14 protein-coding genes are annotated in these 15,468 nt (G+C 52.0%); 11 read left to right on the forward strand and 3 right to left on the reverse strand.

Annotated elements, in window-relative coordinates; translation table 11 throughout:
• Positions 1-20 precede the first annotated feature (20 nt).
• The 7 genes from fliP (at position 21) to KTH89_RS22835 (ending at position 7,405) form a co-directional block, all read left to right on the forward strand.
• The gene (gene fliP / locus KTH89_RS22805; protein WP_334300832.1) at positions 21-698 is read left to right on the forward strand and encodes a flagellar type III secretion system pore protein FliP; all 678 of its coding nucleotides are present in this window, start codon (positions 21-23) and stop codon (positions 696-698) included.
• Between the two features lie 12 nt (positions 699-710).
• Positions 711-974: a flagellar biosynthesis protein FliQ gene (fliQ, locus tag KTH89_RS22810; RefSeq protein ID WP_158345402.1), complete on the forward strand. Its 264-nt coding sequence runs from the start codon at positions 711-713 to the stop codon at positions 972-974.
• A gap of 15 nt (positions 975-989) precedes the next feature.
• The gene (locus KTH89_RS22815) at positions 990-1,757 is read left to right on the forward strand and encodes a flagellar biosynthetic protein FliR (RefSeq protein ID WP_238723244.1); all 768 of its coding nucleotides are present in this window, start codon (positions 990-992) and stop codon (positions 1,755-1,757) included.
• 38 nt (positions 1,758-1,795) lie between these two features.
• On the forward strand, positions 1,796-2,872 hold the full coding sequence (gene flhB / locus KTH89_RS22820; protein ID WP_158345404.1) for a flagellar biosynthesis protein FlhB: 1,077 nt from the start codon (positions 1,796-1,798) through the stop codon (positions 2,870-2,872).
• Between the two features lie 58 nt (positions 2,873-2,930).
• Positions 2,931-3,617: a cell division ATP-binding protein FtsE gene (ftsE, locus tag KTH89_RS22825; RefSeq protein WP_158345421.1), complete on the forward strand. Its 687-nt coding sequence runs from the start codon at positions 2,931-2,933 to the stop codon at positions 3,615-3,617.
• Positions 3,607-4,533, forward strand: coding sequence for a cell division protein FtsX (locus tag KTH89_RS22830; RefSeq protein WP_238723245.1), 927 nt, complete (start codon positions 3,607-3,609; stop codon positions 4,531-4,533). Before ftsE ends, KTH89_RS22830 begins: the two co-directional genes overlap by 11 nt.
• 607 nt (positions 4,534-5,140) lie before the next feature.
• A complete protein-coding gene (locus tag KTH89_RS22835) occupies positions 5,141-7,405 on the forward strand; it encodes a glycogen/starch/alpha-glucan phosphorylase (RefSeq protein WP_238723246.1) in 2,265 nt (754 codons plus the stop codon).
• Positions 7,406-7,944: 539 nt separating this feature from the next.
• Here the strand turns inward: KTH89_RS22835 and ymfI are convergent.
• The gene (gene ymfI / locus KTH89_RS22840; RefSeq protein WP_158345407.1) at positions 7,945-8,676 is read right to left on the reverse strand and encodes an elongation factor P 5-aminopentanone reductase; all 732 of its coding nucleotides are present in this window, start codon (positions 8,674-8,676) and stop codon (positions 7,945-7,947) included.
• A 164-nt stretch (positions 8,677-8,840) separates the two neighbouring features.
• Complete coding sequence (locus KTH89_RS22845) at positions 8,841-9,812, reverse strand: hypothetical protein (RefSeq protein WP_238723247.1); 972 nt, start codon at positions 9,810-9,812, stop codon at positions 8,841-8,843.
• Positions 9,813-10,367: 555 nt separating this feature from the next.
• Here KTH89_RS22845 and KTH89_RS22850 point away from each other — a divergent pair.
• From KTH89_RS22850 to KTH89_RS22860, 3 genes are all read left to right on the forward strand, one after another.
• Positions 10,368-11,552 (forward strand): pyridoxal phosphate-dependent aminotransferase, encoded by a 1,185-nt coding sequence (locus KTH89_RS22850; RefSeq protein WP_158345409.1) that lies wholly within the window; start codon positions 10,368-10,370, stop codon positions 11,550-11,552.
• 15 nt (positions 11,553-11,567) lie between these two features.
• The gene (gene hisC / locus KTH89_RS22855) at positions 11,568-12,626 is read left to right on the forward strand and encodes a histidinol-phosphate transaminase (protein ID WP_158345410.1); all 1,059 of its coding nucleotides are present in this window, start codon (positions 11,568-11,570) and stop codon (positions 12,624-12,626) included.
• A 93-nt stretch (positions 12,627-12,719) separates the two neighbouring features.
• Positions 12,720-13,610, forward strand: a complete 891-nt coding sequence (locus tag KTH89_RS22860; protein WP_238723248.1) for a DUF368 domain-containing protein — start codon at positions 12,720-12,722, stop codon at positions 13,608-13,610.
• 45 nt (positions 13,611-13,655) lie between these two features.
• Here KTH89_RS22860 and KTH89_RS22865 read toward each other — a convergent pair whose 3' ends face one another.
• Positions 13,656-14,531, reverse strand: coding sequence for an InlB B-repeat-containing protein (locus KTH89_RS22865; RefSeq protein WP_238723249.1), 876 nt, complete (start codon positions 14,529-14,531; stop codon positions 13,656-13,658).
• A 134-nt stretch (positions 14,532-14,665) separates the two neighbouring features.
• Here KTH89_RS22865 and KTH89_RS22870 point away from each other — a divergent pair, with 134 nt between their 5' ends.
• The gene (locus KTH89_RS22870) at positions 14,666-15,256 is read left to right on the forward strand and encodes a pentapeptide repeat-containing protein (protein ID WP_238723250.1); all 591 of its coding nucleotides are present in this window, start codon (positions 14,666-14,668) and stop codon (positions 15,254-15,256) included.
• Positions 15,257-15,468 lie beyond the last annotated feature (212 nt).

A 15,468-nucleotide genomic window follows, 5' to 3' on the forward strand; every position in this document is an offset into this window, starting at 1 on the left:
TCGGTGCGGCGGAAGTCACTATGAAGTTTCAGGATGCGGCAGGAGAGGGCGGTTCCATGAATTCCCTGGATATTATGCTCCTCTTCCTTTTTTTGGCTGTTGTGCCCTCCCTGGTTCTTATGATGACCAGTTTTACCCGGATTATCATTGTGCTCTCTTTTCTTCGCAATGCCATGGGGACGCAGCAGTCTCCGCCGAATCAGATCCTGATCGGCCTGGCGATGGTGCTGACCTTTTTTATTATGAGCCCGGTGCTGAGCGATGTGAACACGCAGGCTTATCAGCCGTATAAGTCCGGCGAGATTACCCGGGAGCAGGCATTTGAAAAAGCGCAGGAGCCGATGAAGGAATTCATGCTGAAGCAGACGGAGAAGAAGAGCCTGGATCTGTTTATGTCGATCTCCAACACAGAGCTGCCGGATACGTCGGTGGAAGGGCCGGAACGGTATATGGAACTTAGTTTAACCGTCATCGTGCCGTCGTTTGTGTTAAGTGAGCTGAACAAGGCGTTTACCATGGGATTTTTAATCTTCATCCCGTTCCTGATCATCGATCTGGTGGTATCCAGCACCCTGATGTCCATGGGTATGGTAATGCTGCCGCCGACCATGATCGCGCTGCCCTTTAAAATTATGATGTTTGTGCTGGTAGACGGATGGGATCTGGTGATTAAGACTCTGGTACAGGGATTCCACTAAGGAGGTGGCCAAATGACGACCGAACAGATTATGGAAGTAATGAAAGAAGCCATGCTGGTGGCGTTTAAGCTGGCCGGGCCGCTGCTGATCGTCAGCATTATCGTGGGCCTTGTCATCGCCATTTTTCAGGCGGCTACCCAGATTCACGAGCAGACGCTGACCTTTGTGCCGAAGCTGATTGTGATCGCAATTCTGCTGCTGGTATTGGGTTCCTGGATGCTGAATGTATTCGATTCCTTTGTGCAGGAGCTGTTCGCCATGATGGCGGCCCTTTAGCGGCGGGAGCGGGATATGAACGGACTGTTAGGATATTTCGATGTCTTCCTGCTGGTGTTTGCCCGGATGGGCGGCGCTATATTCTCCAATCCTATGTTCACCAAGCGGAATGTGCCCATGCGGGTGCGCGCAGGCCTGGTACTGGCCTTAAGCCTTCTGATCGCACCGGGACTTAGCGGAAATGTGGTGTCCGGCTTTAACACGCTTGAGATGGCCATGGCGCTGATGAAAGAGGTGGTGCTGGGGCTTTGCATGGGGCTGATCTTACAGATCTTCTTCTATATGATACTTGTCGCGGGAGATCTTCTCGACACGGTTTTCGGACTTTCCATGGGGAAAGTAATGGACCCGGTTAACGGGGTTTCCGCTTCGATCTTCGGGCAGCTTTTGAATGTCTGCTTTTTTCTTTATTTGTTTGCCACCGGCACCCATCTCCTTTTGATTAAGGTATACGCCTATTCCTTCGAGATGATACCGGTGGGCACTTATACGCTGGTGGTATCAGAGATCAGCGCGTATTTGCTGACACTGTTCCAGAGCGCGTTTGTCATGGTTATAAAACTGGCGCTTCCGTTTGTGGCGGCTGAGTTTATCCTGGAGGCGGCCATGGGAGTTCTGATGAAGCTGATCCCCCAGATCCATGTGTTTGTAATCAATCTCCAGGTGAAAATATTGGCCGGCATGCTCCTGATGATGCTGTTCGCCCAGCCGGTGGGGAATTTTATAGACCGTTATATCACAGTGATGTTTGACGAGATCCAGCGCCTGCTGACGATGATCTGATTCATGCCGGCAGGCAGAGCCGAAAGGGGGGAGATGCGGTGGCAGCTGACGAGAAGACAGAGAAAGCCACTCCCAAGCGGAGAAAAGACGAGCGGAAAAAAGGAAATGTTTTTCTGAGCCAGGATATGGTTACCGTGTTTTCTCTGCTGGCATTATTTAACGGATTAAAGCTGCTGGCTCCTACGATCTATCGGGAGCTAAAATATTGTATCGAGCTGTTTTTTAACTATGCGGGGACGCTCTATCCCGTCAGCGCCTCAAATGTAAACGACAAGCTGGCAAAGGCCATGTTGATCTTCTTTCAGGCGGCGCTTCCGCTTCTTCTGCTCAGCGTGGCGGTGGCGGTGATCGTCACCTTTTTGCAGACCAGGCTGATGGTATCGATGGACGCGCTGAAATTTAAGATGAGCCGGATCAACCCGCTGAAAGGATTTAAGCGTCTGTTCTCCATCCGCTCTGTGGTAGAGCTGTTAAAGGCGCTCATTAAGATCAGCGTGCTTGGAGTGGTGATTTACATTTACCTGAAAGACCGTATCGTACAGTTCATGCGTCTGATGGACGGCAGCGTGATCGGGGCTTTCTCCTTTATCGGAGATACGGTAGTCTCTCTGGCCAATACGGTGGGGGTGGCTTTCCTGTTTCTGGCGGCCTTCGATTATCTCTACCAGTGGTGGGAGTATGAGAAGAATCTAAGGATGAGCAAGCAGGAGATAAAAGAAGAATATAAGCAGACCGAGGGTGATCCCCAGGTAAAAGGGAAAATCAGGGAGAAGCAGCGGCAGATGGCTTCCCGCAGGATGATGCAGAAGGTTCCCGAGGCGGATGTGATCATCCGGAATCCCACCCATTTTGCCGTGGCATTGTCTTACCGGCCGGAGCAGAACCGGGCGCCGGTCCTGCTGGCCAAGGGCGCGGACCGGGTTGCCTTTAAAATCATTGAGATCGGCGAGGCCAACGGAATCTGCATCCTGGAGAACCGGCCTTTGGCCAGGGGCTTATATGAAAATGTGGAGCTGGACATGGAGATCCCCGAGGAATTCTATCAGGCGGTAGCCGAGGTGATGGCCCTGGTCTACCGGATGAGGGACAAGGGAAAGAATCCGGAACAGCATTAGAAAAATGCGGCAATCATAAGTGGAGTGCGGATACATGGCGAATGTAAATGAAAATGAGATGATTCAATTAGAACATGTGAGCAAGATCTATCCTACCGGGCAGAAGGCGATCACACAGCTGGATCTAACCATCGGCAGGGGGGAGTTCGTACTGCTGGAAGGGGAAAGCGGCGCGGGAAAAACGACGCTGCTGGATCTGCTGTTAAAGGATACGGAGCCTACGGAGGGGACGATTCGGGTTAACGGCATCGACACAGGAAGGCTGAAAAAACGCCAGATCTACCGGTACCGCCGGATGTTCGGCGTGGTTTTCCAGGATTTCAAGCTGTTTTCAGACTTTACCGTCTATGAAAATGTGGCCTTTGCGCTGCGGGTCAGCGAGACCGCCCCGGAAAAAATCCGCGGGAAAGTGTTGGAAGCACTGCGGGAGGTAGGGCTTGAGAGGAAGGCGAAACTGTATCCGGGCCAGCTGTCGGGAGGCGAATGCCAGCGGGCCGCCGTGGCCAGGGCTATCGTGAACCAGCCTGCCATTCTGCTGGCTGATGAGCCTACGGGCAACCTGGACCGGAAGAACGCAATGGAAGTTATGTGGCTGCTTCACAGGATCAATGAAGGGGGAACCACCGTACTGGTGGTTTCTCACAGCCAGGAAATACTGAAAAATATGAAAAAGCGTATTATCACCCTGCAACATGGCAGAATCGTCAAGGACAGCAGCCGGGGAGGATATTTTTATGGGAATTAAGACCTACCGTTATCTGCTTTTGATGGGATTAAAAAATCTGTGGAAAAATAAAGTGTACTCCATGTCCACCGTAGTTACCATGTCGGTCTGCATTTTCCTGTTCTCCTTATTCTACGCCACCGCTTTAAACGTGGACAGCGCCGTTCAGAAAACGGAGGAACAGATCTCCGTACTGATCTTTTTCGAACCCGGAGTCACGGATCAGAGGATCGAGGAGATCGGCGAACTGATCCGGCAGAGGCCGGAGGTGAAGGAGACGGTATATATTTCCGCGGAGGATGCCTGGGCGGACTTCCAGAGCTCGGTATTTCCGGAGGAGGCCAATCTGAAGGGAATTCTGAATGAAGATAACCCGCTGGAAAATTCCGACAATTATGAGGTTTATTTGAACAGGATCAAGGATCAGCCCTCTTTTGTGGAATTTGCAGAAGGTCTGGAGGGCGTGCGCAGTGTCAAGCATTCGACCGACGCAGTGAACGCGCTGGTGAAATTAGAAAATGTGATCACCTCCGTGGTGATGGGGATGACAGGAATCCTGATCATCATCTCCGCGGTACTGATCCGGAATACGCTGGTGGTGGGAATCGAAGCGCAGCGGGAAAAGACGAGGGTCATGCGCCTGATGGGGGCGCGGGAGGCTTTCGTGCGGATCCCGTTTATCCTGGAAGGGATCGTCATGGGACTGATCGGCGTGGCGGTACCGCTGGCCGTGTTCTGGTTCTCTTACCGCTGGGGCGCTGACTTTATGTCAAAGGAGTTTCATCTGTTCCAGGACGGTATCCGGTTGATCCCGCTTGGCAGGCTGTATCCGAGAATGGTGCGGGCCTGCGTCCTTCTGGGCGCGGGGGTGGGCGTCACCGGCAGCCTGTTTGCCATGCACAAGCTGAAAGATAAAAAAAGCCGGACCGCATCATAGTAGTTCTTCCTCGGTTTTGGGTATGCCCGCTTCCAGGGGACTTCCTATGCACGCCGCTTAGGGCTTGGAACCGCAGGCGGTATACGGGGACACTCCGGGCGGCCGGGTTCCTTTGTATCTCCCTGGGGGCGCGGAGGGCTAACGCTGGAATACGCTAAGTGAAATCGAAAAGCCGGGTTCAGGAACCGAGCCTCTGAACCAGGAACACGTGATGTGTTCCCGGTTCAGAGGCTCTTGCCCGTCGGACGTGAAGTCCGCCGGTCATCCTGAACCCGGCTTTCCGATTTCACAAAGCGTATTCACAGCCGCCCTATGCGCCCCCAGGGAGATACAAAGGAACCCGGCCGCCCGGAGCGTTCCCGTATACCGCCTGCGGTTCCAAGCCTTAAGCGGCGTGCATAGGAAGTCCCCTGGAAGCGGGCATACCCAAAATCGAGGAAGAACCATCATAGCTGCCGATGCACAAAAAATTGTCAAAATCAAGCCAAAATCGTATAATTTTCACATTGATCATGTATCCTAGTAGTGATAAACTTCAATAATAGTAAATTTATAGGATTACAGAATGGGTGAAAAAATACAGGCGAGACAATTCGGGAGGTATCATATGATAGAAAAGCAATTACAGGACATCATAACTCGGCGCTATCACAAAAAAGCGGAGGAGTGCGGCAGTGAGGAACTTTATTATTCTTTGCTGGAGCTGACAAAGGAGATCACAAAGGAACGCGGATACAACGAAGGGGAGCGCAAGCTCTATTACATTTCCGCCGAGTTTCTGATCGGCAAGCTCTTATCAAATAATCTGATCAATCTGGGGCTGTTCGAAGAAGTGAGGGAGATCCTGGAGAGATTCGGCAAATCCATCGAGGAGGTGGAAGCGGCGGAGCCGGAGCCGTCCCTTGGTAACGGCGGGCTGGGCCGTCTGGCCGCCTGTTTTCTGGATTCCATTGCCACGCTTTCACTGCCTGGCGACGGCATCGGACTGAATTATCACTACGGACTGTTCCGGCAGATATTTGAAAAACATAAGCAGAAAGAGTTAATCAACCCCTGGATCGAGCCGGAGAGCTGGCTGAACCGGACGGATATCTATTTTGAAATCCCCTTTAAAAATTTCACTCTGAAATCCCGGCTGTATGATATCGATGTGACGGGATACGGAAGCAAAAATAACAAACTGCATCTGTTTGACGTGGAAACGGTGGACGAAGGGCTGGTGGAGGAAGGCATCCGCTTTGATAAAAGCAAGGTGCAGAAGAACCTGACTTTATTTCTGTATCCGGATGACAGCGACAAGGAGGGGAACCTGCTGCGCATCTACCAGCAATATTTTATGGTCAGCAGCGGCGCGCAGCTGATCTTAAAAGAGTGCAGAGAAAAAGGATACGATCTGCACAAACTGGATCAGCATGTGGTGATCCAGATCAATGACACCCATCCTACCCTGGTGATCCCGGAGCTGATCCGGCTGCTGATGCTGGAAGGCATCCGTATGGATGAGGCGATCGGCATCGTCTCCAGGACCTGCGCCTACACGAACCACACAATCCTGTCGGAAGCACTGGAAAAATGGCCCTTCGATTACTTAAATGAAGTGGTGCCCCACCTGATGCCCATTATCTGCGAGCTGGACACCCGGGTAAAAGAGGAGTATGCCGATGAGAAGGTGCAGATCATCGACAAGGACAGAAGAGTACACATGGCCCACATCGATATCCATTACGGATTCAGCGTCAACGGGGTGGCGGCCCTGCACACCGGGATCCTGGAGCAGTCGGAGCTAAAGCATTTCTATGACATATATCCGGAGAAATTCAACAACAAGACCAACGGGATTACCTTCCGCCGCTGGCTGCTGGAGGCAAACCATCCGCTGGCGGACTATCTCGTTTCGCTGATCGGGGAGGGATTCAAAAAGGACGCGTCCGAACTGGAACGTCTGTTAGAATACCGGGACGACAGCCGGGTAAAGGAACGGCTGCTGGCCATCAAGATGGAAAAGAAACTGGCATTAAAGCAGTACCTGGCGGAGACGGAAAATATCGAGATCGATGAAAATTCCATCTTTGACATCCAGATCAAGCGCCTTCACGAGTATAAGCGCCAGCAGATGAACGCCCTCTACGTGATCCACAAATATCTGGAGATCAAAAAAGGCAGAGTGCCTTCCACGCCGGTCACTCTGATCTTTGGAGCCAAGGCGGCTCCTGCCTACGTGATCGCCAAGGATATCATTCATCTGATCCTCTGCCTCCAGGAATTGATCCAGGACGATCCGCAGGTCCGCAGGCACATGAATCTGGTGATGGTCCAGAACTATAATGTGACCAAGGCCGAGAAGCTGATTCCGGCCTGCGATATCTCGGAACAGATCTCTCTGGCATCCAAAGAGGCCAGCGGAACCAGCAACATGAAGTTCATGCTGAACGGGGCGGTGACGCTGGGAACCATGGACGGAGCCAATGTAGAGATACACGACCTGGTGGGCGACGACAACATCTATATCTTCGGAGCCGGAAGCAAAGAGGTAATCGAACACTATGCAAAAGCGGACTATGTATCCAAAGATTATTACGAGTTGGACCCGCAGATCAAGGAGGCCGTAGACTTTATCACCGGCCCTGAGCTTATGAAAATCGGAGATCCGGAAAACCTGAACAGGCTGCAGAAGGAACTGATAGGCAAAGACTGGTTCATGACGCTTCTGGATCTGAAGGACTATATCCACACCAAGGACCGTATGTTAAAAGACTACGAGGACCGGGAAAGCTGGAGCGAAAAGATGCTGGTAAATATCGCAAAGGCCGGATATTTTTCATCCGACCGGACTATCGCTCAGTATAATGAGGATATTTGGAAGCTGAGATAGGGGATAGCTGCTGTTCGTTCTTCCTCGGGTTTGGGTATGCCCGCTGCGCAGGGCCGGAGGACGTGGCCGTGTCCCGAAACGCTCCGGGCGGCCGGGTTCTTTTGTGTCTCCCCGGGAGCGCGGAGGGCTTGCGCTGGCTCCCGCTAAGTGGAATCGAAAAGCCGGGTTCAGGAACCGAGCCTATCCACCAGGAACACGTGATGTGTTCCCGGTTCAGAGGCTCTTGCCCGTCGGACGTGAAGTCCGCCGTGCATCCTGAACCCGGCTTTCCGATTCCACTAAGCGGGAGCTCAGCCGCCCTATGCGCTCCCGGGGAGACACAAAAGAACCCGGCCGCCTGGAGCATTTCGGGACACGGCCACGTCCTCCGGCCCTGCGCAGCGGGCATACCCAAACCCGAGGAAGAACCCAACCCTTTAATAGGCCGTATTCTGTGGGGAGAATGTGGATATTTGAAGTGAAATTATACAGATATTAAGGAGGAGGGCGTCGGAAACTAGCAGTTATATAGGATAGTTTGGGACGCCCTCCTCCTTATTTTATAGCCAGCCGCCGTCTAGGGTGAGTACCTGGCCGGTCAGATAGGAGGGGGCGTGGGCCAGTTGGTAAACCATTTGGGCCACTTCTTCCGGTTCTCCGTATCGTCCGGCAGGTATTTCCGATAGTAGTTCCTGACGTTCTGTGGGGGACAGGAACTGATTCATCTTAGTATCGATGGCCCCGCAGGCGACGGCGTTTACCTGAATATTACTGGGAGCCAGTTCTTTGGCTAACGCGCGGGTAAAGGCGTTTACTCCGCCTTTGGAAGCGGAATATGCTGCTTCGCAGGAGGCGCCGGTATTTCCCCAGACCGATGAAATATTGATGATTCGCCCCTGCTTTTTCGAAAGCATATAAGGCACGGCTAATTTACTGCAATAGAATACCGAAGATAAATTTGTGTTCAGCAAGCTCTGCCAATCATCCGCGGACATATCCTGAAAAAGACCGATATGGGAGACTCCGGCATTATTGACTAATATGTCCACCCCTCCAAAGCGTTGTTCAATTTCTGAAAAAATACGCTGGGCCTGCTCAAAGTCCCCCACATCACCCGGACAGACCAGACAGTCCTGACCTGTCCGTACTTTAATGTCATCCCGGACAGCACGCAGCTGTTCCAAGGACCGGGCGCAATTTAAAATGACCGACCAGCCCTCCTCAGCAAATTTTAAAGCAATAGCCCTGCCGATTCCCCGGGAAGAACCGGTGACCAAAACCGTTTGTCTCATCTGTAGGTTCCCTTCTGTTTTTATCCGGCATACCGCCGGATAAAGATCATCTTTTCCTCTGATCTTACTACAAACCGTTACCTAAGCGCAAGTTCATCACTCAAAAAACTGAAGCGCATCACCGGATGTCCCCAACCATGCCGCCGGATCCGGAAAATAAACGCTTAGGAAATCCAAGCTCCGCCCAGGGTATACTCCCAATTCTTCCCGGACTTTTTCGCTTTGCAATCGTCATATCCGATCGAACCGTCCCCGCTCCGCCATTTTTTTACCGTAAAGTCAAAAGAAGAACCCTTTACCGGAGTATCCGTAAACGTAATCACAATTCCCTCCTCAAAACTGAGACGATCCTTATCAATAAAACCCTCTTCGCACAGTTCATCCCACGTACTCTGCACCGCTTCATACCCCAACTGCGTCCATACCAGATAAACAAGGGCCTCTTTCTCCGCGTCCGAAAGATTATGTACCCCGGTAAGATCCAGAGCAATAGTACGAATGCCGCTGTTAAGCGCCGAATCCGTTTCAAAGATATCCCGCACGACAGTCAGATAAAATCCGGTCATATCATCAGCCGAATCCGTTATCCGAACCCGAGAAGGATTCGCGACAATCCCAGGGTACACCTCCTCAATAAAACCGTCATACTCCACATCCACCAGCATCCCCGGCACTACTGCTCCGATCTTGGCCGGATTACCCGAAGCATCCGCGATCGGAATATCAGCCGTCTCCACCGTAAACAAACCCGACGAAGAATTCCTATCCACCGCCAAAAGAACCGTCGTCCCCGACACCTGAATCACCGTCCCCATCATCACCGCCTCCGGCGCCGCCGAAGGCTCCGACGTTCCATCAGAAAGGCTCACACCCGTCTGCGTCCCATCCGATTCCCCATCATCATCACTCACGCCGCCCTTAGCCGGCGCAGCCGTAACTTTCGTATCCCCCGGCCTGTCTAAATCCCCCGAGTCCCTCTGACCCGCAGTCTCCACAGCCCCCACAGAACCCACAGAACCGCCCCCATCCGCTTCATCCGCCCCCGCCGCCTGACACCCATGCAGTCCAAACATAAACACAAGCAGCCAAGCAATCCCTTTAAGACACCGTTTTTTCATACACATATTCCTACTCATACAAAAACTCCTTCCCATACAGCCAAAACCTAGTCACAAACACTAAACACTCCAATAAAAAATCAATCCACAGTCATTCCCAATACAACCACATACTTATAAGTGTAAATCCAGCGGCCGATTGTTGCAGCCCAAACGGCTTGATTTAGTGTAGGGGAGAGAGGGAGGGGGCTTGTCCTTGGCAGCCTGGCAGGATCTCCCGCGGGCGGAATCGCTTGAGGCCGGGCCTTAGAATGGGTTACGCAGATGAGAGGAGAACCTCGCATGGCCTGGAACACTGTCCGAGCCGCATTTTGGCGAGTTTGTTCCAGGCCATGCCAATAAGAGGTTCTCCTCCCATCGGAGTTACCCATTCTTAGGCCCGGCCGAAGCGATACCGCCCGCGGGAGATCCTGCCAGGCTGCCAAGGACAAGCCCCCTCCCTCTCTCCCCGGCCCTTTTTCCGGCCCTTTTTCCGGCCCTTTTCCCGGCCCCTTTCCAGCAACCCCATTATTGCAATTTCTCCGGTAGTTTGCTATGATAAGGGATAAGAATTTTTTGAAAGGAAGTAATGCTATGATAGCGGATAAAATGATAGGTATGGTTCAGAACAGTTCGGCCATCCGGGCGATGTTTGAGGAAGGAAAACGTCTGGCGGCGATCTATGGGGCCGATAAGGTGTATGACTTCAGCCTGGGCAATCCAAGTGTGGACGCTCCCGCGGAAGTAAAACAGGCGGTGATGGACATTATACAGGAAGAAGATTCCCTGACGGTTCACGGATATATGAATAATTCCGGGTTTGAGGACGTACGCCAGGCGATCGCAGACTCCCTGAACAAAAAGTTCGGCACTTCCTATCAGATACATAATATTCTGATGACCGTAGGGGCGGCAGGCGGCCTGAATGTAATCTTCAAGACCTTGCTGAACCCCGGTGATGAAGTGCTGGCGTTCGCTCCGTTCTTCGGCGAATACAGAAGTTATGTGGCTAACTTCGAGGGAAACCTGGTGGTGGTTCCTCCGAATACAGAAACCTTCCAGCCCAATCTGGACGAATTTGAGAAACTGATCACCGCCCGGACGAGAGCGGTCATAGTCAACTCTCCCAACAATCCTACCGGCGTGGTATATTCTGCCGACACATTGAAAAGAATGGCGGAAATCCTCCATCGGAAGCAGGACGAATTCCATACCGACATCTATCTCATTACGGATGAACCGTACCGGGAGCTGGTGTACGACGGGGTGGAAGTACCGTGGGTCGCAGATTATTATGAAAATACCATCGTCGGTTATTCCTACAGCAAATCCCTGTCCCTGCCGGGAGAGCGGATCGGATATCTGGTGATCCCGGATGAAGCCGCCGACAGCGAGATGGTTATCAATGCGGCGAATGTAGCCAACCGGATCCTTGGCTATGTCAACGCGCCGTCCCTGTTCCAGAAGGTCGTCGGCCGCTGCCAGGATGCCAAGGTTGACGTGGCCTTCTATGACAAAAACCGCAAAGCGCTCTATGAAGGGCTGAAAAAGTGCGGATTTACCTGCATTAAGCCGGAAGGCGCCTTTTATCTGTTCGTAAAATCTCCGGTTCCGGATGAAAAGGCATTCTGTGAGGAAGCGAAGAAACACAATATTCTGATCGTGCCGGGCACCTCTTTTGCCTGCCCCGGATATGTCAGGATCGCTTACTGCGTAGCTTATGAGACAATCGTAAATGCCATGCCGGGCTTCGAGGCTCTTGGCAAGGTATATTTTTAAAAGGTGGAGATACGAATGAGAACGTGGGAAAAAAACATCCGCAAGGTAACCCCCTATGTTCCCGGCGAACAGCCGAGAAGAGATAATATCATCAAGCTGAACACCAATGAAAATCCTTATCCTCCGTCACCGGAGGTCAGGCAGGCGGCAAAAAGCATGTCCACCAGAGCTATGCGGCTCTATCCGGACCCGGCAGCGTCGGATCTGGTGGAGGCCCTGGCCTATCGTTATCATCTGAGTAACGACCAGGTATTTGTGGGAGTGGGTTCCGACGATGTGCTGGCTATGGCGTTCCTGACGTTTTTTAACTCAGACAGGCCGCTTCTGTTCCCGGATGTGACCTATTCCTTCTATCCGGTATGGGCGGAGTTATTTCGGATACCTTTCGAAACGGTGCCGCTGAATGAGAAGTTCCGTCTGGTGAAGGAGGATTATGCCCGGGAAAACGGCGGAATTATTTTCCCGAATCCCAACGCGCCCACCGGCGTATATGAGCCGCTACAGGATATCCGCTGGATCTTGCAGCATAACCGGGACAGCGTTGTCATCGTAGACGAAGCCTATATTGATTTCGGCGGGAAGTCGGCGGTAAAACTGATCGACGAGTTTGAGAATCTTCTGGTGGTTCAGACATTTTCCAAGTCCCGTTCGCTGGCCGGCATGAGAATCGGCTATGCGATGGGGAACGCGCGGCTGATCCGGTATCTGAATGACGTCAAGTATTCGTTTAATTCCTATACCATGAGCAGGGCGGCGATTATCCTGGGCGTGGAGGCGGTCAACGACGAAGCCTATTTCCGGGAAAGCCTGGATAAGATTATCACCACCAGGGAGCGGGTGAAAGAGGAAATGCGGGAGCTGGGATTTGATTTCCCGGATTCCAAGGCGAATTTTTTGTTTGCCACGCATCCGGACTATCCGGCCCGCGAATTACAGGCCGCGTTAAAAGAAGAAGGGATTTATGTCCGTTATTTCGATGCTCCCCGGACGGATAATTATCTGCGGATTACCATCGGAACGGACGAGGAGATGAATGTTTTTCTCGGTTTCCTGAGAAAATATAGGAAGAAGTGAATAGAACTTAAGAAATGGCATAGAAATCTATGCAGTGAAATAACTCTGATTAAGTGAGCAACACGCTCATGATAGAAAGGTAAAACGTTACGCATGAAATTTATTATCGATATTGTAAAAGGTATTTTCGTGGGGGTGGCCAATATTATTCCCGGAGTCAGCGGCGGGACCATGGCGGTATCCATGGGAATCTATGACCGCATGATCTCTGCCATCACAAATTTATTCAAACAGTTTAAAAAGAGTGTAATCAGCCTGCTTCCCATCGGAATCGGCTGTGTCATCGGCCTGGTGGGATTCACCTATGCGATCCAATATCTGCTGGCCAATCAGCCGTTTCCCACCTGCCTGGCGTTCATCGGTATGATTCTGGGCGGCGTGCCGATTCTGGTCGCAAACCTGAAAAAGGGAATGCGTGCCACGCACACGAAGTTCGGAGTTGTCCAGGTTATCGCGTTCCTCGCCCTGTTCGCGCTGGTTATCGTGATGCCTCTGATGAAAAGTGAGGGGCAGTCTGCTTCCCTTACGGATCCGGGGGTCGTTACCATTTTGAAACTGTTCCTGGTGGGGATCGTCGCGTCTGCGACCATGGTAATTCCCGGAGTCAGCGGCTCACTGGTCCTGATGATCCTGGGATACTACTACGGCATCATTGATACGCTGAAAAGCTTTCTGGACTCGCTGGCTGCTTTTGAGATGGACGGGATCCTTGCCGGCGGTATCGTGCTGGTTCCTTTTGGGATCGGTGTGCTGCTGGGGATCTTCCTCATTGCGAAGCTGATCGATTATCTGTTCCGCAGGCACAGTGTGACCACCTACAGTGCGATTATGGGGCTGATCGTGGCGTCCCCCTTCGCTATCATTTACAATGTCATGCAGGAAAGCGGCATGCGGATCACGGTTCTCAACACCATCGCCGGCGTCGTGCTGCTGGCTGCCGGCGCGGTCTTCACTTATGTTATGGGTTCTAAGGGCGAAGAATAAAGATAAGAAGCGGTTCCCAAAGTACAGGAACCGCTTTTCTAATTCCTATTCGCTTGCAGGTCGGCCAAGAGCCGGATTGTTATTAGCGTATCTCAGCCATATGGCGTAAAAGACCTGGTCTTGTGTGATCCAGGCAACATCGCCGGGCTGATAGAAGATACCGGTGCCATCGGGCTTCGTGTTCCAGCCAATGAACGTATATCCCGGCCAAGACATATTGATATCTGCGGGGGAGCGGAGCGTGTATTCGCTGTTTACGGGAATACCGTGGTCCGTCAGTCCGCCAATTCCGCCGTTAGGGTTGTAGATCACGTCGACCGTTTCGGGCGGCGCGATGGTCCACTGGGCGTAGAGCGTCAGATCTTGATAAATATTGGTCACGCTTCCCGGCGGATAGACCGTGCCGGTGCCGTCAGGCCGTGTGTTCCAGCCCGTGAAGATATAGCCAGGGCGGGATACGTTAACGTCTGCTCCTGAACGGATGGTGTAACTGTTGCCCACAGGGATACCCCCATCGATCAGTCCGCCGGTTCCGCCGTTGGGGTCATAGATCACGTTGGCTGTTACGGGGGGCGTAATCTCCCACTGGGCATAGAGGGTCAGATTATGCGTGAGGGTGATTACGTCGCCGGGCCGGTAGAAAATGCCGGAGCCGTCAGGGGCTGTATTCCAACCGGTGAAAGTATGCCCCGGCCAATACACGCCTGCTTCTTCCGGGCCCTTTAAGGTGTATAAAGAACCATGCGGCAGATGAAAGTCCGCCGCGCCGCCCGTGCCGCCGTTAGGCTCATAGACAACCGAATAGTATACCGGTTCCGGCGGACTGGGAGGACAGGGCGGACAAGGGACACAGCATGCGGGCTTGCACGGCGCCGAAGGATGGCAGTTTGAGTTTGAATGGTTACATTTATGGTTAGACATTTATAGATTCCTTTTCATATCAGTTGATATAGGATAGTTTATGCCGGAAAAGATCGATCTGTTCATTCAGGTATGGATCAAGTGGAGATCGGCACAGAAGAAAGCCCCCTTACTATTTTCAGGAGGTCTAAAATATGACGGAAGAAAAATATTATGAATCACAGAGCTTTGAAAATTTGAAATACAGGGAGGAGACTTTTAGAAAGTACAGATTTGTGGACTGTTCGTTTACCAACTGTACGTTTGAGGAATGCGTGCTGGTTCAGTCCTCCTTCAGCGGCTGTACCTTTTGCAAATGTACGATAACGAGTCTGAGGGCATCCGATCACTCCCAGATTCAAAATGTAGAATTTGCGGACTGTAACCTGATTGGAGTACATTGGGATGAGCTGCTGCCGGCGGGAAAGTTTGCAGAACCGATTAAAAAACTGCAAACATGCCGTTTGAAATACAATACTTTTGCAGAGATGGATTTTAGAAAATTTGATTTTTCGGGACAGGATATCACGGACTCCATGTTTGCCAAATGCCGGCTTATGGAGTGTAATTTTAAAGGGTGTAATCTTGAACGCACGGAATTCTTTCAATGCAATATCCAGAAAGCAGATTTCAGGCAGGCCTCGGGATATCAGGTGGATGTGCTGACCAACAAAATGAGCGGGGCCAGATTTTCATTTCCCGAGGTAATGTCACTTCTTAGCGGACTGCATATAAATATAGACTAAGTGATATATGAGGGTCCGCGTGCGTATCCGTATCCCGGGATGCTCCGGACAGCCGGGTTCCTTTGTATGTCCCCGGGAGCGCATAGGGCGGCTGAGTACACGCTTAGTGGAAACGGAAAGCCGGGTTCAGGATGCACGGCGGACTTCACGTCCGACGGGCAAGAGCCTCTGAACCGGGAACACATCACGTGTTCCTGGTGAATAGGCTCGGT

Origin of the sequence: Diplocloster agilis, assembly GCF_019042275.1 — a bacterium.
GTDB classification, from domain to species: domain Bacteria; phylum Bacillota; class Clostridia; order Lachnospirales; family Lachnospiraceae; genus Diplocloster; species Diplocloster agilis.